Source organism: Robertmurraya sp. DFI.2.37 (assembly GCF_029211245.1).
GTDB lineage: Bacteria > Bacillota > Bacilli > Bacillales > Cytobacillaceae > Robertmurraya > Robertmurraya methanolica_A.
On sequence record NZ_JARGEJ010000070.1, the window covers coordinates 1 to 21,099 of the forward strand.

The following is a 21,099-nucleotide window of genomic DNA, read 5'->3' on the forward strand; positions in this document are numbered from 1 at the left end:
CGTATCTATGTATTGGAATAGTTTAACATATTAGGTAAATTTTATTAGGAATCGTGTCGAAAAATATTTTTTTGGCACTCCAACAGCGGTTCAAACCGTTGATATATCAATATTTATAGAGGGAGGACTACATATGATAAAAAACAAAGTAGCCTTATTTTGGTTTATCATTGCTATTATACTGTTAAGCATAGGTATTATAAAATTTTTATAGATCTTTATTATTTAAAAACCTCCTCTTCTGTACTGCACCTCAAAAGTTAGAGTGAAAACTAACTTTTAGGGGTGCAGTTTTATGATTAAATAAAGTGAAAAATATTTTTCCACCTTGGTTGCAATTCCTTGTACTCTAATAGAATCTTGCAAATGATAATACACCTACTACATTCAAGGAAAGATCGGTTCATTCAAATGTAAAAATTGCTGCCAACAACGCTGTTTCCTTGGATGAACTTCGCATCCCGTTGGAATTACGGCTTTTCATTGATTAATTGTACTCCGGTTGAGAGGAATTGCGCTGATTTAGTTCTTGATTGCGCATGCATCAAGGATGATTGCGCCGCTTTCGCACTTGATTGCGCATAGATCGGAGACATTTGCGCCGTTTCAACACTTGATTACGCATAAACCATCGCGAGCGAAGCAAATCGTTTTTTTTCGTTTCGGTGTTCAATGCGAACGAGCCCTTAACACCAACTTCGATGACATTACGTTTGGAGCAGTTTCTCCATTTGCGCAGGCTGACCTCGTTCATTCGCACAATGAATGCGGAATTTTTGAAGGTATGTAGATGCCCGTAAATGACCAAATAACCAAAAGCAAGGGAAGAAACCGTTCTCCCCATGCTTTTTAGCGGTGTCGCCACAATAATATTTGTGCTTTGTGATAAGATTTAAGATTTCAGCCCCTTTGGCGTTACTTTGTCTTCGAGTTTCTTTAAGGCAAAATCAAAGACAATGGCTAATATGGCTGCCGGAATTGCACCAGCTAAAATCAAGTTTTTATCCATGACGTTTAATCCTCTAGTGATTAAATCTCCAAGTCCGCCAGCGCCAATAAAGGTTGCAAGAGCGGCGACTCCTATCGTTAATACGGTTGCTGTGCGAACTCCCGCCATGAGAATAGGCAATGTCAATGGCAGTTCTACCATAAATAGGATTTGCCTTGACGTCATCCCCATGCCTTTTCCTGCATCAACTAAGGCTGGGTCCACTCCCAATATTCCCGTATATGTATTGCGTAAAATGGGGAGCAGTGCATAAAGAGTTAAGGCAATAATCGCTGGGACCTTCCCAATCCCAAAAATGGGGAGCATAAATCCGAGCAATGCAAGACTGGGGACAGTTTGAATAATGGCCGTTACGCCGATAATGGGTTCGGCCAGTTTTTTATATCTTGTTAATATGATTCCAAGTGGCACGGCGATTGCGATCGCTATCATCATTGCAATACCCGCTAAAAAAATATGTTCCTGAAAAGCTACCCAAATATCCGATTTACGATTAATAAATGTATTGATTAAATCCATATTACTCATTCCCTCCACTACTATGATTCCACTCCGCAAGCCCTCTCATCATACTGGAGCGAGTAACGACTCCGATTAGCTTATTTTCCTCCAACACCGGTATCGTTCCGATATCACTGCCATGGAAAAGCTCCGCAACATCTGTTACGACGGCATCAGCGTTCAACGTCTTGATATCCGATTGCATAATATCGGCAACTGTTAAATTCTCATTTTTATAGTTTTCATCAAGCTTCTTAAGAGAAACGGCACCATAAAAGGTTTTTCGCTTATCAGTAATAAATAAACTATCTACTTTCTTCTCTTTCATCAGACGAAACGCTTCTGCTAACCCACGCCTTGGCGAGGTTGTAACCACATTGGAATGCATGAGATCGGTTACCGATGGGATCATGGATGTTCCTTGGTTCAAACGTTCTTCACCTATAAATCCCTTTACAAACTCATTGGCAGGATGGCGCAATATTTTATCTGGAGTATCAAGCTGGACAATTTCCCCATCTTTCATGATCGCAATGCGATTGGCGATTTTAATGGCTTCGTCCATATCATGGGTGACAAAGACAATTGTTTTCTGAATCTCCTCCTGCAAACTGACGATATCATCCTGAAGCTGTTCTCGGCTTATCGGATCAAGCGCACTGAACGGCTCATCCATTAAAATAATTTCAGGCTCTGCCGCAAGTGCACGAATTACACCGATTCTCTGCTGTTGCCCGCCGCTTAGCTCAGACGGAAAACGATGCTTAAAAGTGGAAGGATCTAACCCAACTAAATCCAATAGTTCATCTACCCTTTTGCTATATCTTGCTTCATCCCATTTTTTCAACCTTGGAACGAGCGCAATATTTTGTTCAATCGTCATATGGGGAAATAGCCCAATTTGCTGAATAACATAGCCAATATTTCTCCTTAACTCAACAGGGTCAATCTTTGAAATATCTTCTCCGTTAATAAAAATCTTACCTGCCGTCGGTTCGTTCAACCTATTAATCATTCTCATTGTTGTCGTTTTTCCACAACCACTTGGACCGATAAGTGTGACTAACTCACCCCTATGAATCTCTAAATTTATATCATTTAATGCCACGAAATTATCCTCATATTTTTTCGTAACATGTTCAAATTTAATCATAATAATCCCTCTCTACTTTTGAATTTCTTATGGTTTGTTTTGATAAAAGAGGCTGTGCACCTTATAGTCACACAGCCCTCTAGCCTCATGAGCACACGATTATTCGATTAGGCCTTCTTCTTTTAAAAATTCAATCGCAATATCCTTTGGCTCTTTTCCCTCTAAATTAACTTGCCCATTTAACTCTCTCATTCTTTCATCTGTCAAAGTGCCTGCCAACTCATTAATAACGTCTTCAAGTCCTTCATTTGCATCCAATACTTCCTGGCGAATAATTGGTGCAGCGTAATATGGCGGGAAGAACTCCTGATCGTCCTCTAAAATCGCCAATTCATATTGATCGATTCGCGCATCTGTTGAAAAAGCTGTAATGATATCAATCTCTCCATCTTTAGCAGCCGTATATTGCAAATCAGGATCAATATTTCTCTTTACACCGAAATCAAACTGATACGCCTCCGCTAATGCATCAAATCCATCTCCTCTTTCAAAGAACTCTGGATCTGCCCCGAATGATAGCTCTGGTGCAACTGCAATCAAATCAGAATATGTCTGTACTCCCAATTCGTCGGCAAGCTCTTCTCTTAACCCTAAAGCATACGTATTATTAAATCCTAGCGGTTCCAGCCAAGCTATATTAAACTCCTCAGCATACCCTTTCTTTGTTGCCTCAAAAATTTCGTCAGGGCTTTGATTAGGTTCATATTCATTATTTAGAACGTTTAAATAGCCTGTTCCTGTATACTCTACATACATGTCAATGTCGCCTTTTTTCATGGCTTCTTGTAATACAAACACTCCACCTAATGCTTCTTTGACTTCAACATCAAAATCCGTCTTTGCCTTCAAGTACTCCGCCATAATATGACTAAGAATAATTTGTTCTGTAAATTCCTTCCCTGAAATAACAATCTTTCCTGGCTCAGCCTCCCCTGATTTATTCCCACAAGCAGCAAGCGCAAACACAAGAAGTGCTGTAAATACAATCATTATTATTTTTTTCAATTTTTTTCCTCCTAAAATTCCTTATTTCTAGGCAAAGCTTTTGCCTATAGGTTTATTGATGTCAACGATCAAATGTGAAAATATTTGTAGCTAGTAGTAATGGATTTATGACCTGCATATTGTTTTACCTGTTCCACCGTAAAACCATTTTCAACTAATCTTCTACAATACGTATTTCTTAATAAATGCGAAGTAATTGGAAACCCTAATTTTTCACTATATACTTCAAGAACAAATTGAATAGCGCGTGGCTGCATCTTCCCAGAGCGTTCCGTCACAAATAAAAATGGACTATTTAAATACACTTCTTTTTCAGTAGAACTTCTAACATGAATCCAAGTAAATATTTTTTCAGCCACTTTTTGAGCTAACGGGACTTCTCTGGATAAAACTCCATCATGAATAACTTGAATGGTATTTTTCGTGACTGCTTCAGTTTGTAAATGACTCAATTCTTCAATTCGCAAACCTGAATACAGTAGCACATAGATAAGAGCTTCATTGCGGGCTTTTTTGAAAGGATTTTTCTCAAGGGTTAAAATTTGTAGAAGTTTCGATTCTTCTTCGGCAGTGAGCCATTTAATGGGGGTGTTTCTTTTATCTTCGTAAAGGCGAAGATTTTCTGGTACATTCATTTGAACGTAATAGTTTTTAGTAGCCCAAACTAAAAATGTACGCAATACGGAAATCAACTTATTAATAGTGGCCACCTTATAACCTGTTTCAATTAAGTGTTCTCGAAATTGAAAAACATCATGTTCCGTAAGTTGCTCCAGCTTTTTTTGTTTAGCCTCAAGCCACGTATTAAACTGCTTCAGCACATGAACATACATCTTGGTTGTACTTGCTTCCTTTTCTCTCTTCTTTAAATCATCTTCATATTGCCTCAATATTTCTTTCATACATCACACCTTCCAGAAAAGATTCAGCAGATGAACGTAAATTCTATGATGAAAGTGATTCTATGATGAATATTATAGTGTTTAACGTGATGTTAACTCAAACCGCAAATTTTCGAAAAATTCTCATCATGTCATCATAATTAAGAGTGAGCCGAGATTAAACACTCCATTCTTACATATCCTTGTCGATCCTGAAACATCCTCCCAGATGCTAGCAATCTGAAAATCTAGCTATAAAATCCCTATCAAAAAATTTACACAATTTTTTCATTGACTCTTTCTTTGAGAATGATTATCATTGAAGTTGAAAATCATTCTCAAAATAAATAATAAATAAGGAGTGTCCCTATACTAGCAATCTACATAATTACGAAGTGCCCTCGATAAATGGATTGGGCTTCTACAATGTTTACATGAACGAATAAATACAAATCATTTAAGAAGGATGAAGAAAAAAATGAGATTAAATCGAAAATGGCCATTATTAAGCGTATTCATCATTTCAGCACTATTCATGATCGTATTAGCTGGCTGTTCGTCTGAACAAACTGAAGCACCTGAAAATAAATCTGAAAATACTGATACTGAAAAAACTGAAACGTCTTCTTCTGAGGAAAAAAGTACTGAATACCCCATTGTCATTGAACATGCCTTTGGAGAAACCGTTATTAAAAGCAAACCCGAAAGAGTAGCAACGGTGCAATGGGCAAACCATGATGTTGTGCTTGCCCTTGGAGTAGTACCAGTGGGATTCTCCGCTGCAAATTATGGCGTTCAAGATGACAGCGGGCTATTGCCATGGACAGCTGAAAAGCTGAAAGAGCTTGGTGTTGACGATCCAAATGTTTTTCAAGATACAGACGGTCTTGATTTTGAGGCAATTTCAGACGCAAATCCTGATGTTATTTTAGCAGCCTACTCAGGGATTACTCAGGAAGACTACGATATTTTAAGTGAAATCGCTCCGGTCGTTCCATACCAAACGGCACCTTGGCTTACAACATGGCGTGAACAAGTCCTTTTAAATGCAACAGGCATGGGCATGAAAGCAGAAGGTGAACAATTAATTAAAGATACTGAAGAGCTCATTCAAGAAAAAGCGGATCAGTATCCACAAATCAAAGGGAAAAAAGTTGCTTGGGTCAACTTCTCAGCTCAAGACATGTCCAAGCTGCATGCCTATACACCTACCGACCCACGCGGTTCCTTCCTAATCGAGTTAGGAATGGAGTATCCTGAAAGTGTTACAAATGAGATTGCTGATCCTTCAAGCTATTCATTAAATATTAGTGCTGAAAATGCAGACATACTGAACGATGCCGATATTATTATCGGTTACGGGGATGAGAGTCTATATGAAGCAGTTAAAGCCGATCCTTTGCTTGGAAAAATCCCCGCTATTGAAAGAGGCTCCGTTGTATTTATTGGAGCGAGTACGCCTTTAGCAGCTTCAGGCAACCCAAACCCGCTTTCAATCGCCTATACGATTGACGAATATTTAGAATTAATTGCAGGAGCTATTGAAAAGTTAAATGACTAGTTCATCTGTTTCAAAAAACAAACCGCTTTATTCACATATTCCGAGGAATTTTCCAATGGTACTGATCCTTTGTCTTATTTTGCTCGGAATATGTGTTATCGCGTCGCTCGTGCTCGGATCTCGAACGGTCGGTTTAGATGAGCTCATCGCTGGTTTATTTCATCCAGATGTAGACTCTTATGGAGCAAACGTCGTTCGTCAAAGAATTGCCCGAACCGTGTTCAGTATCTTTTGCGGTGCCGCACTTGGTGTTTCAGGAGCGCTTATGCAGGCTGTCACCCGCAATCCCATTGCCGATCCAAGTATACTCGGGGTCAATACAGGGGCAGCATTATTTGTTGTTTGTGGAATTGCGTTCTTAAACATTAGCACAGCGAATCAATATATTTGGTTAGCTATAGCTGGAGCCATGATTACCGCCGTTTTCGTCTACGGAATTGGCTCTATGGGGCGTGGAGGTGCCACGCCTCTTAAGCTTGTCTTAGCTGGGGCAGCGACAAGCGCTGCCCTTTCTTCTCTAGTGAGCGCCATTATCATTCCTCGTTCTTATGTCATGGATCAATTTAGGTTTTGGCAAGTAGGGAGCGTTGGTTCGGCCAATTGGAACTCGATTACTACGTTCATTCCCTTTTTGATCTTCGGACTGCTGATCGGAATTCTAGCTGCGTCAGCCCTTAATGCCCTAGCATTAGGCGATGATGTAGCAACAGGACTAGGAGTTCGGACAGGAACATTAAGAATGATTGCAGCCCTTGCTGGAGTTCTTTTATGTGGAGCGACTACCGCATTAGCAGGGCCGATCGGATTTGTCGGACTTTTGTCCACCCACATCATCCGCCTTATTCTCGGTCCTGACTTGCGTTTCGTTATACCGATGGCCGCTCTTTCAGGTGCGATCATTTTAACGATATCAGATGTATTTGGGAGACTGATCGGTAGCCCAGGTGAGCTTGAAGTTGGCGTTGTGACGGCATTTATCGGGGCTCCATTACTCATTATTATTGCTATGAAAGCGAAAGTGCGTTCATTATGAAAAATAACTCTGTTGAATTGATTATGTCAGGTCGGCGCCAGAGACGGCGCCGATGGATTCTTGTCACAGCCTTATTGGCGATCCTTGCCTTTATCCTTAGCTGTACCATGCTTTTATTGGGAAATACAATCTATCCTGTCCAGGATGTGATCCGAGCACTATCAGGTGAACAGATTAAAGGAGTTTCTTTTGCGGTCAATACGATTCGTTTGCCACGTATGCTGGCAGGCTTGTTTGCTGGATTTGCTTTTGGGATCGGTGGACACATTTTTCAAACAATGCTGCGAAACCCACTTGCGAATCCGAATGTAATCGGAATCACATCTGGCTCCAGCGCGGCTGCTGTTTTTTGCATTCTTATCCTACATACGAGTAACGCAGTCGTTTCCATTGTATCGGTAATCGCTGGTCTTGCGACCGTAATCATCATTTATCTACTATCTAAAGGAAAAACATTTTCAATTGGACGTCTCATCTTAGTAGGAATCGGAATACAGGCGATGCTTGACGCCTTTATATCCTACCTCCTTCTAAAAGGCGCCCAACAGGATATACCGGCAGCAATTAGATGGCTCAGCGGAAGTTTAAATGGTTCTCAAATGCATGAGCTTCCACCTCTCGTGCTAACTGTTTTCATATGTACCCCGATTGTACTCGCGTTAGGAAAACATTTAAGTCTATTAGAATTAGGAGAACAATCGGCGACCACGCTTGGAGTGAATACGGACAGAGCCCGCATTATACTAATTGTCAGCTCCGTCTGCATGATCGCTCTGGCAACTGCCACCACAGGTCCAATCGCCTTTGTCGCTTTCCTTTCGGGACCGATTGCAAAAAGACTAGTGGGCGTTGGCTTTTCAAATATGATCCCCGCAGGGCTTGTTGGTGTTAATTTGGTTTTGGCAGCAGATCTGATCGGTCAATTTGCTTTTGAAGTTAGATTCCCTGTTGGCATCATCACTGGAATACTCGGAGCACCGTACTTGATCTACTTGCTAATCCGAATGAATCGAAAGGGAGATTTATAATGAAACCGACACATCTTTTTCAAGCTGAACAAATCGTGGCAGGTTATGAAAATAAGACCGTTATTCATGAAGTAAGCCTTGCGATTCCCAGCAATAAAATAAGCGTTATTATTGGTGCGAATGCCTGTGGAAAATCCACACTACTAAAGACGTTAGCAAGGTTGATTAAACCTGCCTCTGGAAAAATCACGCTTGATGGAAGACCAATTGGGAAAATTCCTTCAAAGGAGCTAGCTCGAATAGTCGGACTGCTGCCGCAATCTCCTATTGTTCCCGAGGGCATCTCGGTTGCAGATTTAGTTGGGCGTGGACGATTTCCTCATCAATCATTGCTTAGCGGGTGGACAAAAAAAGATTATGAAGCCGTTGCTGAGGCAATGGAAATCATGAATATTACGGATCTCGCCAATCGAAATATTGATGAGCTTTCAGGGGGACAAAGGCAGCGTGTATGGATTGCCATGGCATTAGCGCAGCAAACTGATATATTATTCCTTGACGAACCGACAACCTTTTTAGATATTACCTACCAGGTCGAAATTCTTGATTTGCTCACAGACCTAAATCGCAAATACGGAACGACCATCGTCATGGTTCTCCATGACATCAACCTTTCTGCACGATATGCAGACCATATTTTCGCAATGCACCAAGGACGTCTTGTCGCAGAGGGAGAGCCGGCAGAGGTCATTACCGACACTCTAATTAAGGATATTTTCGGCCTAAACTGTACAGTAATAGCAGATCCAATTTCAGGCTCTCCATCCGTCGTGCCAATCGGAAGGTATCATGATAATCGGGGAAAATGACGCAGCACTCACCTCTACTAGATGCTCCTTAAAACGACCATAAAAAAAGCAAGTGGAGAAATACTTCTTTTTCTTTACTTGCCTTTTTTAATCCATCCGTTTGAAGGAAGTCCGCAAGTATACCTTAAAAACCCCGGAATTCATTAAAAATATCTCTTTTATTTACTACTTTTATCTAGCAAATATATCGAAACATCTATTATGTATACCCGACCAAAACAATTCGGATCTCCTTTTTTAAATATAAAAGAAAAAAGCCAATTATTTTTAAATAAAAATAATGTTATTATCATAATATTGGCAGAGTTAATTTCCTATAAATTAGGTTATGGGCTTCTCCTTTAAGAGAATCGGAGGATAATATGATTAATTTAGGGACCTTCATCGAGCATTATGGATACATTGCGATTTTTATCATTCTACTTTTAGGGATCATCGGTCTACCTTTACCTGATGAAATTCTACTTACTTATGTAGGGTATCATGTATTTTTGGGGACAATGTCATTAAAATATTCGCTTATTACCGCCATAATAGGATCCATTATAGGAATATCCATTAGTTATCTACTTGGTCTCAAGCTTGGACTGCCTTTCATAAGGCGGTTTGGACCTAAACTAAAGATAACTGAAAAAAGGATTGAATGGGCACAAAATAGCTTTAAAGCATATGGAGGTTTTTTTCTCATCGTAGGCTATTTTTTACCTGGAATTAGGCATATCACTGCCTATTTAGCAGGAATGACCACCTATCGCTATTTTTCCTTTACCCTTTTCGCCTCGATTGGGGCCATAATATGGACGACTACTTTTATCCTTTTAGGAGTATTTTTAGGTAATAATTGGACGATTGTCGGTAATGTTTTTCATCAAACTTCTAATATAATCTGGATAGCATTTTTGGCATTACTGATATACTTTTATATACGAGCAAACAGAGCGAAATAACAATTTATAGCTGTAAACCAGAAGTAACAAATATCGAGTTCAGTGGTTACGGATGTTGCCTTGATCATGTAGTTGGTTAGCAATCCTACTATAATCGTAAATATCGGAGTGAATGTGGAATGAAAATTGAACATGTAGCGATCTGGGTGAATGATTTGGAAGGGATGAAAGAGTTTTATGAAACTTATTTTAATTGTCGTTCAAACACTAAATATCACAATCGGGAAAAGAAATTCGAATCTTATTTTCTAACTTTTGAGTCAGGTGCACGGTTAGAAATCATGCGTAAGGAAGGGATACACCAGCACACCAAAGAGGAAAAAACGGGATGGGCACATATCGCGATTTCCTTGGGGAGTAAAGAAGCAGTTAATCAATTGACAGCAAAATTAAAAAGTGATGGCTATCCTACTATTAACGGCCCCCGTGTAACCGGAGACGGTTACTATGAAAGTGTTGTTGAAGACCCTGAGGGTAATTTAATTGAGTTGACTGTTTAGTTGGTAAATGGTCAAAACGCTCTTGAATTAAATAGAGAAAATAAGCAAGCGTATAAAAGCTTACTTATTTTCTTTCATCCGACAATTCTCGTTCCATGTACTTCATTGATTGATAACTCAGCGGCTATCGCTCGTAAATTATCATTGGTGATTCCGCCGCCGGGAAGAATAATGATTCTATTAGCAGCATAATCGATGTATTCCTGAATTCTCGTGATATTGTCTTCTATTTTAGAAGCGGCTGAGCCACCATGGGTTAAAATTCGCTTAACACCATGTTCAACCAACCAATCAATTGCTTTAAATTGATGATCGGGCAAAATTTGGTCAAAGGCCATATGAAAGGTAATATCTACTCCTTGCGCTACCTCTATTAAAGAAAGCATCGCCTCTTCATCAATCCAATTTGCTTCATTTAAACAACCAAAGACAGCCCCGTCAGTACCTAGCTGCTTAAGATGGAGCAGATCCTGCTTCATGATGCCCACTTCTTCATTGCTATAAATGAAATTTCCGCCCCTTGGTCTAATCATACTCATGACCTTTACGTTTTTATGGTGACAATAACGGATTGCAGTAGCGGCAACACCAGCACTCACCGTGGTGCCCGCCAACTGCAAGATTATCGCATAATTCAATCCGCTCCGCCCCTCTTGCTATCACTTCCGGAACGTTCGTGAAATTCTCCACGCAAGCTTCTCTAATCATCATTCAACCACCTTATTTAGCTAGCACCATGGCACCCTCATCAACGATAACCGTGACATTCGGATGGTTACGTAAAATCGAAGCTGGAAAATCCTCTGAAATATCCCCCTCAGCCAACCGGGCAATGGCCTCCGCCTTTTGTTCACCAGAAACAAGCAACAGAATTTCCTTGCTTTCCATAATCGATGCAATTCCCATCGTTAAGGCTTGTGTCGGTACATCATCCAATGTTGGAAAAAATCTCGAATTTGCTTCGCGAGTAGAAGCTGCCAATTCAACAACATGGGTTCTACTGCTAAACGGGGTTCCCGGTTCATTAAATCCAATATGACCATTGATCCCCATTCCTAAAATTTGCAAATCAATTTTGCCAGCCTGTTGAATTTGCCTCTCGTACCTTTGACATTCACCTTCAAGATCAGTAGCAGCTCCATTTGGCAGATGAACACGCTCAAGCTTAATATCGACATGATCGAATAATTTTTCCTTCATATAGCGATAGTAACTATTCACATCTTCTCGCTCCAGGCCGACATATTCATCTAAATTAAAGGTTGTCACATCTTGAAAAGAAACCATTCCCTCGTTAAACTTCTCAATGATCTTTTGATACAACCCCTCAGGAGTCGAACCTGTTGCCAAACCAAGCACAGGGTTCTTAATCCGATTTATCGTTTCAATCATAATGGAGCAAGCTCTCTCGCTCATAGCTTGATAATCGTTTACTTTAATGAATTCCATCATTCCTCTTCTCCTTTATAAGCAATTTCTCCGCGACAAATGGTATACTTTATCGTCAGTTGATCATCGACAAGTAATAGATCCGCATCCTTGTCCAAAGCAATGCTTCCTTTGCGGTCAAAAACCCCCACTTGTTTAGCAGGATTCATAGAGGCCATTTTTACAATATCGCCAAGTTCAACTCCAGCAATCGCGAGCATGTTTGCGGCACCATCCCGCATGGACACAATACTCCCTGCCAACGTTCCATCCTCGAGAACAGCGCGATCCTCTGTTACTTTCACAGGCTGCCCACCAAGCTCATAATCACCAGCAGGCAACCCTTTTGCTCTCATCGCATCCGTAATTAATATGAGTCTGTCACTACCAACATTTTGATAAACTAGCTCCAACATCTCAGGTACAACATGAATCCCATCAGGAATGACCTCGGCATACAGGTCCTTTAACTGAAATGCTGCTCCCACCGCACCAATATCACGATGATGAATGCCGTTCATCGCATTGCATAAGTGGGTCAATTGCCGAACCCCTTGGGCGACTGCCTTCTGAATTCCAGCAAACCCAGCATCCGTATGTCCTGCTGATACATTAACTCCCATTTCATTCAATGCTTTAATAAAAATACCCTCTTGATCCAATTCAGGTGCCATCGTAATCGTACGAATTTGATTTCCTGAAAGCTTTTGCCAACGATTAAATTGGCTCAAATTAGGGTCTGTAATATACTGCACTGGCTGTGCTCCGGCTTTAGATTTATTTACATATGGCCCTTCCAAATGAATACCAACCACTTCTGCATGTCCCGGCTTATGAGAATAACAAGCTACATTTCCCAATGCTCTTTCAATATTTTCAGGAGATTGGGTAATGGTCGTTGCCAAAAAGCTTGTTGTGCCTTCCTTCGGTAAAAGAACTGCCATATCATCCAACGCTTTTTCCGTTGCATCCATCACATCAGCACCATTTGCTCCATGAATATGAGCGTCAATAAAACCTGGAATTAAATTCAAATTGGTACCATCAATAACATGGAGATCAGGAGTAACGTTTGCAACAGGCCTTTCTTCTATCTTTATAATTTGCCCATTTTTTACCCATACAGCGCCACAATTAATGATTTTGTTTTCCAAAAAAATCTTTACATGATTAATCAATAAATAATGCATGTTCAAGCTGCTCACCCTTTCATAGATAAGTATAGTTGTCTATACCAGTAGACATGTGTACAGGCTTACATTCTTTTGATAAAATTTATATTGTCTTACTTTCCACCCAAGGAGGGGAATTTTCCATGATTAATAAACAATCTCATATACCTATATATTATCAATTAGAAGAAGAAATAAAAAGCATGATCCACACAAAACAATTAAAAGCTGGCGATCTTTTACCATCTGAACGAGAATATGCGGAAAAATATGCGATAAGTCGGATGACTGTACGACAAGCAATCAATAATTTAGTTAAAGAAGGTCTTGTTTATCGAGTAAAAGGAAAAGGCACATTTGTTGCTGATAAAAAATTCGAACAAGATTTATCCGGTCTCACAAGCTTCAGCGAGGATATGCGAAACCGTGGATTAAGCCCTTCCAACAGACTGATTAGCTTCGACTTCATCGAAGCCGATGAACAGCTTGCTTCTACTCTTTCGATTTCTCCTACTGACCTAGTTTGCAAAATCAAACGCGTTCGCTTAGCCAATAATGAACCCGTTGCTTTAGAAACGATATATACACCGAGGACAATCGTTGGGGAGATGAATTATCAAGAATTCTCCCACTCTTTTTATGATTTCTTAGAAAAAAAGCTCCATTTTAAAATTGGCTTTGGTTATCAAACCATTGAAGCATCTCTTGCCAGTGAAGAAGAAGAGAAGTACTTAAACATTAAAAAGAATAGTCCTGTTTTAGTGATGGAACGCACCACATTTTTACAAAACGAAGAACAAACTCCAATCGAATTTGTCACATCTACGTATCGGGCAGATAAATATAAATTCAAAATGAAGATGAAACGTGACTAATTTAGTTTTCCCTACGAAGGAGGCTAGTATCCAAATTAGATACTAGCCTTTTTTTTGTTAATTCTCTTTGCGAATTTTTTTCACTTCTTCAGCAACGGCTTGCACCTGTGTCCCAACAATAACTTGGATACTGTGCTTCCCGACTACTTTTATTCCCGGAACACCCGTTGTTTTAATTTTATTTTGGTCGACTGCTTCAACATCTTTTACTTCAACACGAAGGCGCGTTGCACAATTATCAACTGAGACAACGTTGCTGTCTCCACCAAGACCTTCGTAAATTGTTTCTGCCATCCGTCCAAAACGATCCTTTGAACCGGCTTCGGCAATCTCTTCCTTAACTACGAGATCATCGTCTTCACGCCCTGGTGTTTTTAAGTTAAACTTCACAATCAGGAAGCGGAAAATCACATAATAAATGACGGCAAATACTAGACCTTGGAGAACAAGCATAAATGGCTTATTTGCCAAAGGCAACTGTGAGCTTAATACAAAGTCAATTAATCCAGCACTAAAGCCAAATCCAGCTGTCCATTGGAATGTTGCCGCTATAAATAAGGAAATTCCCGTTAACAGCGCATGAACTACATAAAGCGCTGGAGCTAAGAACATGAATGAAAATTCAAGAGGCTCCGTCACCCCTGTTAAAAATGCGGCAATACCACCTGCCATTAATAGTGATGCGGCTTGCTTTTTGCGCTTAGTTTTTGCTGTATGATACATCGCAAGCGCCGCTGCTGGGAGACCAAACATCATAATTGGGAAGAATCCTGCTTGATATCTTCCGGTAATTCCTAATTCTCCTTTGCCAGCCCAGAAGTTCCCAATATCATTAATTCCCGCAACGTCAAACCAAAATACGTTGTTTAAGGCATGGTGCAGCCCTGTTGGAATTAATAATCGGTTGAAGAATCCGTATAATCCTGCACCGATTGCTCCTAAACTACTAATCGCTTCCCCGAATGAAAGGAGTCCAGAATAAACAACTGGCCACACAAATAACATCACCATCGAAACTAGTAGCATGACAAGAGATGTTAAAATCGGAACTAATCTCTTTCCACTAAAGAACGCTAAAGCATCAGGTAATTTCGTATTACTAAAACGATTGTAAAGAGCAGCTGAAATACAACCAGATAAAATACCAATAAAGACGTTCTCAATTCCATTGAAAGCGATATTCACTTCTTCAACTGGAATATGCCTTAAATTCGCAACCGAATCAGTGGAAAGTAATTTGGTAATAACAAGATAACCGACTAAACCACTGATTGCAGCCGCACCATCCTTTGCCTTTGTCATCCCAATGGCAACCCCAACAGCAAAAAGTATCGGGATAAAGTCTAAAATCGATGAACCTGCGCCGATGAAAAAGGCAGCAACGGGATTTCCAGCACCCCAGCCTTCATGGTCAATGGCGTAACCGATCCCCATTAAAAGAGCAGCAGCAGGCAGTACTGCTACCGGAAGCATGAGGGACTTACCAAGATTTTGAAAATAGTTCTTCATGGTCATAAACCTCCTTTTACTTATTTTGTACACACGAATCGATTCACAATACGCTTAGGTGAACAGATAATATAATTGCAAAGACCATTTGAATGCGTTTCCAAACCAATTCTCGATACGATTATAGCACTAACTAATATAGTTGTCTATACCACTAGTCTAGTATATTTCATTCGTGTTTGCCATCTTAACAGTCTCCTTTCATTATATTCATTTGTCCTATTAATCATTCTTGTTCCTACTTGTTATTTTCTTAGTGAAGAGCCATTCTACAATTATTTCCCGGAAATAACCAAGCACTTCTGCTAACTACTGATGCCTTTTCTCATGACTGTTCTGGAGCTGTTTTAGGAAAATAAAACCACGTTTTGCACAAAAAGGAGAAGCCTGTTTTTTATAACAACCTAAAAAAATTATATAAAACCTTTACAAAGATCCACTTACTCTAAATTCCATATTCACTAACATAAAAACAATAGGTACCATTTTAAACTTCGCCATTCTCTCATTAAAGGAGGAGAACCGTACAAATGCCTAAGAAAGCATTTCGAATTCGCCTAGGCTCGATTTCTTTTGTAATTTCAGGTATCTTCTTTGTCATTTATCCTGCAGTGCGACCCTTTTCAGATGAAAGAACCTTACAAGGTGCCGCAGCCTTTGCCTCAACAGAATGGCTAGTCGCCCATATACTAGCTATCATCGCCTTTACGTTATTACCTCTTGGTCTGCTTGGATTTCATTACTCATTGCTTAATACAGCTTTAAACAATTTTTCGTTTTGGGCTCTACTACTAGCTTTGCTTGGTGTAGGTTTAGTCTTGCCGTTTTACGGTGGAGAAACGTTCGGTCTCAACGCCCTTGGTCAAGAAGCAATTAAGCAGCAGTCAGATGCATTCATCAGTCTGGCCAGCATTGTCCATTCTGGCACAGGTCTCATCATGTTCCTGATTGGGTTACTATTGCTCGCTGCCGCTGCCATCATTCTTGCAATCACTATTTGGAAGTCTGATAAATATCCTACTTTTAGTGGCATTCCATTTGTTATCGGCATGCTGCTATATATACCTCAATTTTTCGGAGGTCAACCGCTAAGGATAACACATGGCGCATTGGTCGCCATTGGATGTGTATGGATAGCAATTAGCTTGTGGAGAGAAAGCAGAAAAACCCCTAAGTCTAAAGCACAAGCAGCAAGCCTTGATTCCTAATTTAGTGAAAGAATGAAGATGTTTTTTTACAAACCGCAAATCCAACACCGATTTGCGGTTTATTGAAATTTATTCCTGTCCCTTCGCCACACTCCTACCTACGTTCATATAATTTATCAAGAATGTAGGTAAATAAATACATTGCCCCTATTGAAATGGTTGTGGAAATCAAAAACCATCCTTCTTTATAAATGATTAAATCAAAGTGCTGGCCCAGCCAATGTCCGATATATAGGAACACAATCAGCGCACTCTTCCAGTACCAGCAAATATTTGAAAAATAAGCAAACATGATGATTACACCAAGCACAAGCATATATAGACTTGATAAAAAAATTAAACTATGTTGTTTATCAGGAAATATATTTTCACTGAACCTTTGAATATCTGTTAAACGCAGAACCCAAACAATCGTATTTTGGTGTAATGTCAACAGTCCGAGGAAAATAAACACATATAATAACACCCCCTTCAGTCGAGTAAAACATAGGCGATAGGCCTGCCTTGCTACCCAAAAGAAGAACGGCAATAATAAAACAGTCATCCACGTGTGGTACCAGTTTTGCTTATATACCCCTAATGCAAGAAACAATTCTTCAATTAAACCATAGATTAGCGCAAACACAATATACCAGTAGTATTTTAAACGAAGGACGGCGAGCAGCAATGCCGATGCCGACACTGAAAATTGCGAAAAGAGATTTCCTGCGATTGAATCATCTGGCTGAGAGTCTGGAACGAGCATTGGATAATAGGTATACGCTTTTAAGAGAGATAAAATAATCATTTCAAAGAAAAAGGTCATTCCACTAATAGAAAGGTATAAAGCCAAAACAGCAGGGCGCTTTTTTACGTTTAGAAAGATGATAATTAATTCGATCATCGTCGTAATTCCAAGCAAAATAAACCAAATGGTATGACTCCAAAAAGCGGTACCCAACATTCAGAACGCTCCTCTTCCAGCAAAGCTAGTTTGGATCTATCATGCTCTTCTTTTCAGTAAATTATTACCATTTATTCAAACAAATGACACCTTTTCTTATTCATTCGCTTGAAATGATATTTGTGCTCCTATGGTTACAATATAGACAGCCTTTCTCGCATTCTTTGAAAGACTACTTCAGGCGCTTCCTTAATTTTGAGATCACTCCCAAGAAAAAGGAGCCAATTTACCATTTCTGACAAATCTTCTGAATGATGAACATTGACATAAGTTTTTACAAGTGCTGTCGTTTGATAAGGATTTGTATAGGATATGGAAATTTTTAAAGGGTGGTATTTTTTGTACTGCATAATGGACTCATGCCCCAATTCAAGAACAAGATTGGTTCTCGCATCATTCTTTTTTATTTTTGTAAAAATAGCTTTTTTGCTCATTCTTTTTTTCACAGGGTAGGCGGACACCTCAGTAAGATGATCGACAGAAAAAATCCGTTTTTTTTCTTCCTCTAAATCAAAACCTTCAATAAACCACAGACTTTTTTCCCGATAAAGATGGAGAAGATAAATTGGGTAACACTTTATCTCCTTCTTTTCTTTAATAGAGAGCACTAAATAGCGATCCTCAAGAATCGTTTGAATGAGTTTTTCTAACATTGGGTGCGGTAGATCTGACAAATCAAGCAAATCAGGATTATGAGGGTTTGTTCCTTCAAATAGTAAAACTTGATTTAAGTGAACGAGCGTCTCCTGCTGATTTTCTGAGATAAGCCCAAGTAGTTTTTCAGTTAAAGACTGACGACTTTTAAGATACGGAAGTTGCTGATTTCTTGTTGCCATAAAGGCGATAAACAATGCTTTAATCTCATCATTTGTGAAGCGGATATTGGGCAAAACTGAATTATTCATTACCGAATAACCCCCATCCCTGCCAACTTCAGCTACTAATGGCATTCCCATCGCCTCAATTTCTTTAATATCTCTCATGGCAGTCGAACGAGAAATATTAAATTCCCGCATGATTTCAGAAATAGTAAAGTGGGCACGATTATTAATATAGCGCATGATAATATTAATTCGTTCAACCTTTTTCATTTGAGACTCCTAAACAGTGTCATTTTTTGATACGATTTATCGCTATTATAAACTTATCAAGTGAAAAGACCAATCATTTGATCATCAAAAAAAGGTGGGATTATATATGACTGAATACTCAATTGAAGAAAAAGATGGCTTTACCGTTCTAGGTTTAGGAACAGAATTAAAGAGTGATTATACAGACTATGCTGGCATCAACAAGGAAAAGGCGGAATTTTGGCAGGCGGTTAAAGAGGATGGCCGACTGGAAACCTTAAAAGCACTTGCTACTAACGACTACATTTTTGTTGTAAATGAGGCAGTAAACAATAAAATGATGCATTATGCTGGAGTCATGACAGAGGCCACTTTACAAGATGAGGAAGCTAGAGTGATCCAATTCCCTAAGGGAGAATACCTAGTTGTGAAAGGGGAGGCCGAGACAGATGAACAACTAAGCCAATTGCTTACTGGCATTGCCTTTGGTCAAGCCTTGCCAGACGCAGATGATTTAGCCTATGTCGGCGGTCCAAATACAACGGTTGTAATGGGGCAACGAAACGGTTTCGTATTTGGTGAAATGTGGATCCCTGTTATTCGAAAATAAAGGAGGGAGATGCAATGACCTATGTCGTTGATTTTAAAAATGTGTCAACAGTTGGCTTAGAATCCTCACCAGTGGTGGATGCTCTAGCCGGATTACGTGCAAATGAAGCCCGATATTTTATGAACAAATACAAGCATGAATTTACAGTCGTCCCAATCAGTGAAAGTCCGGAAACCATTGCGTATGTCAATCACATATTGAAAGAAGAACGAAATATTGAGTTTGCAGCTAAACCGTTAGAAACATCTCGTTTCCAAGTGGAAAATATTAAATGGGCCTTCGTCTTTTTTGAAAATGGACTTGAGGTCAATGTCATGTATCATGTCGATGATCCCAAAAAACGTGCTGTTGGTTTCAAACTTTCTGAGGGAATGGAAGTACCGAAGGAATTAGAGGGAAAGTTTAAGTTTGCTAGACAAAGGTCCAAATTAGCTGGAACAATTCGTGGTTCGTTCTTTGTTATTAAGGGGCAATATTAAAGCCTATAATCCGATATTTGTTCAATCAGGAAATTCAGTTTCCTGATTGAACAAAAGGATTTTTAAACATCTAACTTCATTGAAGGTCCAAAGAACTCATAATGAATTTGCTCTTCGGGTATACGAAGTTCCTTTAGACCACGAAGAATTGCTTGTAAAAATGGAACTGGGCCGCAAACATAGTACTCCGCACCATCCACTACGGCATTTTCCTTTAGCCATTCCGTATTAATATAACCTTCTTTTTTAAAATGCTTATCCAATCGATCTGTCTCAGAAGGATTTTCATAGATGAATGAAAGATGATAATCTGTCATCTGTTTCGCTAATTCTGTTACCTCATTCTTAAATGCTTGCTGCCTTCCATTTTTAGATGCATGTATGAATGACACATATCGATTAGGCTCACTATTAGCAATACTATTCACCATACTGATAAAAGGGGTAATACCAACACCCCCACTGATAAAAACAACTGGCCCAGAACTTGTCCTCTTTAGAGTGAATTCCCCCGCAGGTGCCGTCATTTCAATAACATCCCCATTATGAATATGATCATGGAGATAATTGGATACCTTTCCTTGCGGCCTATTGGGTTCTGATTCACGTTTTACAGAGATACGAAAGTACTCCTTATTTGGTGCGGCAGACAAACTATATTGACGATTGACTAAATAAGGTTCACCAGGAATTTGGAGACGAACGGTAATATATTGCCCCGGTTCAAACACAGGAATCGCTGATTGATCAACTGGAGCTAAATAGAAAGATGTAATAACATCGCTTTCCTTTACTTTATCAATCACCTTAAACGGTTTGAAATCACGCCAGCCATTTGTCTGTGATGCGACTTGCTCATATAACTCTTGCTCTACACTAATAAATACCGAGGAAATAGCCCCATATGCATCGGCCCATGCATGGATGATTTCATCTGTAGCAGCATCATCAAGAACTTCCTTAATAGCTCTCAGAAGGTGTTTCCCAACAATCGGATAGTGCTCAGGCTTTACACCAAGACTACGATGCTTTTCTGCAATTTGTTTGACAACAGGGAAAATCATCTCTAATCGATCTATGTATTGTGCTGCAGCCAGAACTGCATTTGCTAAAGCCGTTTGTTGACGGCCTTGATTTTGGTTTGAATGATTGAAAATATTTAATAATTCTGGATGTTCTTCAAATAAATTTTTATAAAATACTGTTGTAATTTCAACACCATGAACTTCTAATACCGGAACTGTAAATTTAATAACTCAACTTTCGCACCTTGAAAATCGACCTTGTTTTAGGTCTATTAAAGCTTTAAGAACAATCAACTTTGTTCCTTGACTATTGCCTTTAAACAAGAAAAGGCACCTGCTTCTTTGGTATAGTG

The 21,099-nt window shown here is 39.5% G+C and carries 20 protein-coding genes and 1 pseudogene; 10 read left to right on the forward strand and 11 right to left on the reverse strand.

The genetic code is table 11. The features are described 5' to 3' along the window. Nucleotides 1-892 precede the first annotated feature (892 nt). The 4 genes from PZE06_RS22570 to PZE06_RS22585 all read right to left on the reverse strand — a co-directional run bounded on the left by PZE06_RS22570 (nucleotide 893) and on the right by PZE06_RS22585 (nucleotide 4,570). Nucleotides 893-1,528 carry an ABC transporter permease gene (locus tag PZE06_RS22570; protein ID WP_151025966.1) on the reverse strand — a complete coding sequence of 212 codons (636 nt, stop codon included), beginning with the start codon at nucleotides 1,526-1,528 and terminating at the stop codon, nucleotides 893-895. A gap of 1 nt (nucleotide 1,529) precedes the next feature. Continuing rightward, a complete protein-coding gene (locus tag PZE06_RS22575; RefSeq protein ID WP_151025950.1) occupies nucleotides 1,530-2,663 on the reverse strand; it encodes an ABC transporter ATP-binding protein in 1,134 nt (377 codons plus the stop codon). A gap of 99 nt (nucleotides 2,664-2,762) precedes the next feature. Further along, entirely contained in the window at nucleotides 2,763-3,653 is an 891-nt protein-coding gene (locus PZE06_RS22580) for a glycine betaine ABC transporter substrate-binding protein (RefSeq protein WP_191963562.1), read from the reverse strand. 83 nt (nucleotides 3,654-3,736) lie between these two features. Beyond that, nucleotides 3,737-4,570, reverse strand: coding sequence for a tyrosine-type recombinase/integrase (locus PZE06_RS22585; protein ID WP_095314011.1), 834 nt, complete (start codon nucleotides 4,568-4,570; stop codon nucleotides 3,737-3,739). A 457-nt stretch (nucleotides 4,571-5,027) separates the two neighbouring features. Here PZE06_RS22585 and PZE06_RS22590 point away from each other — a divergent pair, with 457 nt between their 5' ends. From PZE06_RS22590 to PZE06_RS22615, 6 genes are all read left to right on the forward strand, one after another. Then, complete coding sequence (locus PZE06_RS22590; protein WP_095314008.1) at nucleotides 5,028-6,110, forward strand: iron-siderophore ABC transporter substrate-binding protein; 1,083 nt, start codon at nucleotides 5,028-5,030, stop codon at nucleotides 6,108-6,110. Next, complete coding sequence (locus tag PZE06_RS22595; protein ID WP_151025952.1) at nucleotides 6,103-7,143, forward strand: FecCD family ABC transporter permease; 1,041 nt, start codon at nucleotides 6,103-6,105, stop codon at nucleotides 7,141-7,143. The genes PZE06_RS22590 and PZE06_RS22595 overlap by 8 nt, the downstream gene beginning before the upstream one ends. Continuing rightward, the gene (locus tag PZE06_RS22600) at nucleotides 7,140-8,171 is read left to right on the forward strand and encodes a FecCD family ABC transporter permease (protein ID WP_151025953.1); all 1,032 of its coding nucleotides are present in this window, start codon (nucleotides 7,140-7,142) and stop codon (nucleotides 8,169-8,171) included. Before PZE06_RS22595 ends, PZE06_RS22600 begins: the two co-directional genes overlap by 4 nt. Further along, nucleotides 8,171-8,980 (forward strand): ABC transporter ATP-binding protein, encoded by an 810-nt coding sequence (locus tag PZE06_RS22605; RefSeq protein WP_151025954.1) that lies wholly within the window; start codon nucleotides 8,171-8,173, stop codon nucleotides 8,978-8,980. The genes PZE06_RS22600 and PZE06_RS22605 overlap by 1 nt, the downstream gene beginning before the upstream one ends. A 362-nt stretch (nucleotides 8,981-9,342) precedes the next feature. Then, nucleotides 9,343-9,927, forward strand: a complete 585-nt coding sequence (locus PZE06_RS22610; RefSeq protein ID WP_151025955.1) for a DedA family protein — start codon at nucleotides 9,343-9,345, stop codon at nucleotides 9,925-9,927. Between the two features lie 119 nt (nucleotides 9,928-10,046). Then, nucleotides 10,047-10,427, forward strand: coding sequence for a VOC family protein (locus PZE06_RS22615; RefSeq protein WP_151025956.1), 381 nt, complete (start codon nucleotides 10,047-10,049; stop codon nucleotides 10,425-10,427). 74 nt (nucleotides 10,428-10,501) lie between these two features. Here PZE06_RS22615 and PZE06_RS22620 read toward each other — a convergent pair. The 3 genes and pseudogenes from PZE06_RS22620 to nagA form a co-directional block, all read right to left on the reverse strand. Further along, a pseudogene (locus PZE06_RS22620) lies at nucleotides 10,502-11,138 on the reverse strand (copper homeostasis protein CutC). A 9-nt stretch (nucleotides 11,139-11,147) separates the two neighbouring features. Next, nucleotides 11,148-11,876, reverse strand: a complete 729-nt coding sequence (nagB, locus tag PZE06_RS22625) for a glucosamine-6-phosphate deaminase (RefSeq protein WP_151025957.1) — start codon at nucleotides 11,874-11,876, stop codon at nucleotides 11,148-11,150. After that, the gene (gene nagA, locus PZE06_RS22630; protein ID WP_151025967.1) at nucleotides 11,876-13,045 is read right to left on the reverse strand and encodes an N-acetylglucosamine-6-phosphate deacetylase; all 1,170 of its coding nucleotides are present in this window, start codon (nucleotides 13,043-13,045) and stop codon (nucleotides 11,876-11,878) included. The genes nagB and nagA overlap by 1 nt, the downstream gene beginning before the upstream one ends. Before the next feature lie 125 nt (nucleotides 13,046-13,170). Here nagA and PZE06_RS22635 point away from each other — a divergent pair, with 125 nt between their 5' ends. Continuing rightward, nucleotides 13,171-13,902 (forward strand): GntR family transcriptional regulator, encoded by a 732-nt coding sequence (locus tag PZE06_RS22635; RefSeq protein WP_151025958.1) that lies wholly within the window; start codon nucleotides 13,171-13,173, stop codon nucleotides 13,900-13,902. Between the two features lie 57 nt (nucleotides 13,903-13,959). Here PZE06_RS22635 and nagE read toward each other — a convergent pair whose 3' ends face one another. Then, nucleotides 13,960-15,411: an N-acetylglucosamine-specific PTS transporter subunit IIBC gene (nagE, locus tag PZE06_RS22640; RefSeq protein WP_151025959.1), complete on the reverse strand. Its 1,452-nt coding sequence runs from the start codon at nucleotides 15,409-15,411 to the stop codon at nucleotides 13,960-13,962. A gap of 530 nt (nucleotides 15,412-15,941) precedes the next feature. Between nagE and PZE06_RS22645 the strand changes: the two genes are divergently transcribed. Continuing rightward, nucleotides 15,942-16,619, forward strand: coding sequence for a hypothetical protein (locus PZE06_RS22645; protein ID WP_151025960.1), 678 nt, complete (start codon nucleotides 15,942-15,944; stop codon nucleotides 16,617-16,619). A gap of 94 nt (nucleotides 16,620-16,713) precedes the next feature. Here the strand turns inward: PZE06_RS22645 and PZE06_RS22650 are convergent, their stop codons facing one another. Both PZE06_RS22650 and PZE06_RS22655 read right to left on the reverse strand, forming a co-directional pair. Further along, nucleotides 16,714-17,562, reverse strand: coding sequence for a hypothetical protein (locus PZE06_RS22650; RefSeq protein WP_151025961.1), 849 nt, complete (start codon nucleotides 17,560-17,562; stop codon nucleotides 16,714-16,716). A gap of 134 nt (nucleotides 17,563-17,696) precedes the next feature. Beyond that, nucleotides 17,697-18,653, reverse strand: a complete 957-nt coding sequence (locus PZE06_RS22655) for a helix-turn-helix transcriptional regulator (RefSeq protein ID WP_151025962.1) — start codon at nucleotides 18,651-18,653, stop codon at nucleotides 17,697-17,699. Nucleotides 18,654-18,759: 106 nt separating this feature from the next. Here PZE06_RS22655 and PZE06_RS22660 point away from each other — a divergent pair, with 106 nt between their 5' ends. Next, nucleotides 18,760-19,242 carry a GyrI-like domain-containing protein gene (locus PZE06_RS22660; RefSeq protein WP_151025963.1) on the forward strand — a complete coding sequence of 161 codons (483 nt, stop codon included), beginning with the start codon at nucleotides 18,760-18,762 and terminating at the stop codon, nucleotides 19,240-19,242. A gap of 14 nt (nucleotides 19,243-19,256) precedes the next feature. Continuing rightward, entirely contained in the window at nucleotides 19,257-19,721 is a 465-nt protein-coding gene (locus PZE06_RS22665) for a phage tail protein (RefSeq protein WP_151025964.1), read from the forward strand. 62 nt (nucleotides 19,722-19,783) lie between these two features. Here the strand turns inward: PZE06_RS22665 and hmpA are convergent, their stop codons facing one another. After that, nucleotides 19,784-20,974: an NO-inducible flavohemoprotein gene (gene hmpA, locus PZE06_RS22670; RefSeq protein ID WP_151025965.1), complete on the reverse strand. Its 1,191-nt coding sequence runs from the start codon at nucleotides 20,972-20,974 to the stop codon at nucleotides 19,784-19,786. Between the last annotated feature and the right edge of the window lie 125 nt (nucleotides 20,975-21,099).

Coding starts and splice junctions, on each gene's coding strand:
- nagB (WP_151025957.1), bottom strand. CDS start 11,876: ATGGAATTCATTAAAGTAAACGATTATCAAGCTATGAGCGAGAGAGCT.
- PZE06_RS22650 (WP_151025961.1), bottom strand. CDS start 17,562: ATGTTGGGTACCGCTTTTTGGAGTCATACCATTTGGTTTATTTTGCTT.
- PZE06_RS22575 (WP_151025950.1), bottom strand. CDS start 2,663: ATGATTAAATTTGAACATGTTACGAAAAAATATGAGGATAATTTCGTG.
- PZE06_RS22600 (WP_151025953.1), top strand. CDS start 7,140: ATGAAAAATAACTCTGTTGAATTGATTATGTCAGGTCGGCGCCAGAGA.
- nagE (WP_151025959.1), bottom strand. CDS start 15,411: ATGAAGAACTATTTTCAAAATCTTGGTAAGTCCCTCATGCTTCCGGTA.
- PZE06_RS22655 (WP_151025962.1), bottom strand. CDS start 18,653: ATGAAAAAGGTTGAACGAATTAATATTATCATGCGCTATATTAATAAT.
- PZE06_RS22665 (WP_151025964.1), top strand. CDS start 19,257: ATGACCTATGTCGTTGATTTTAAAAATGTGTCAACAGTTGGCTTAGAA.
- PZE06_RS22635 (WP_151025958.1), top strand. CDS start 13,171: ATGATTAATAAACAATCTCATATACCTATATATTATCAATTAGAAGAA.
- PZE06_RS22660 (WP_151025963.1), top strand. CDS start 18,760: ATGACTGAATACTCAATTGAAGAAAAAGATGGCTTTACCGTTCTAGGT.
- PZE06_RS22595 (WP_151025952.1), top strand. CDS start 6,103: ATGACTAGTTCATCTGTTTCAAAAAACAAACCGCTTTATTCACATATT.
- PZE06_RS22590 (WP_095314008.1), top strand. CDS start 5,028: ATGAGATTAAATCGAAAATGGCCATTATTAAGCGTATTCATCATTTCA.
- PZE06_RS22605 (WP_151025954.1), top strand. CDS start 8,171: ATGAAACCGACACATCTTTTTCAAGCTGAACAAATCGTGGCAGGTTAT.
- PZE06_RS22610 (WP_151025955.1), top strand. CDS start 9,343: ATGATTAATTTAGGGACCTTCATCGAGCATTATGGATACATTGCGATT.
- PZE06_RS22645 (WP_151025960.1), top strand. CDS start 15,942: ATGCCTAAGAAAGCATTTCGAATTCGCCTAGGCTCGATTTCTTTTGTA.
- PZE06_RS22580 (WP_191963562.1), bottom strand. CDS start 3,653: ATGATTGTATTTACAGCACTTCTTGTGTTTGCGCTTGCTGCTTGTGGG.
- nagA (WP_151025967.1), bottom strand. CDS start 13,045: ATGCATTATTTATTGATTAATCATGTAAAGATTTTTTTGGAAAACAAA.
- PZE06_RS22585 (WP_095314011.1), bottom strand. CDS start 4,570: ATGAAAGAAATATTGAGGCAATATGAAGATGATTTAAAGAAGAGAGAA.
- PZE06_RS22570 (WP_151025966.1), bottom strand. CDS start 1,528: ATGGATTTAATCAATACATTTATTAATCGTAAATCGGATATTTGGGTA.
- PZE06_RS22615 (WP_151025956.1), top strand. CDS start 10,047: ATGAAAATTGAACATGTAGCGATCTGGGTGAATGATTTGGAAGGGATG.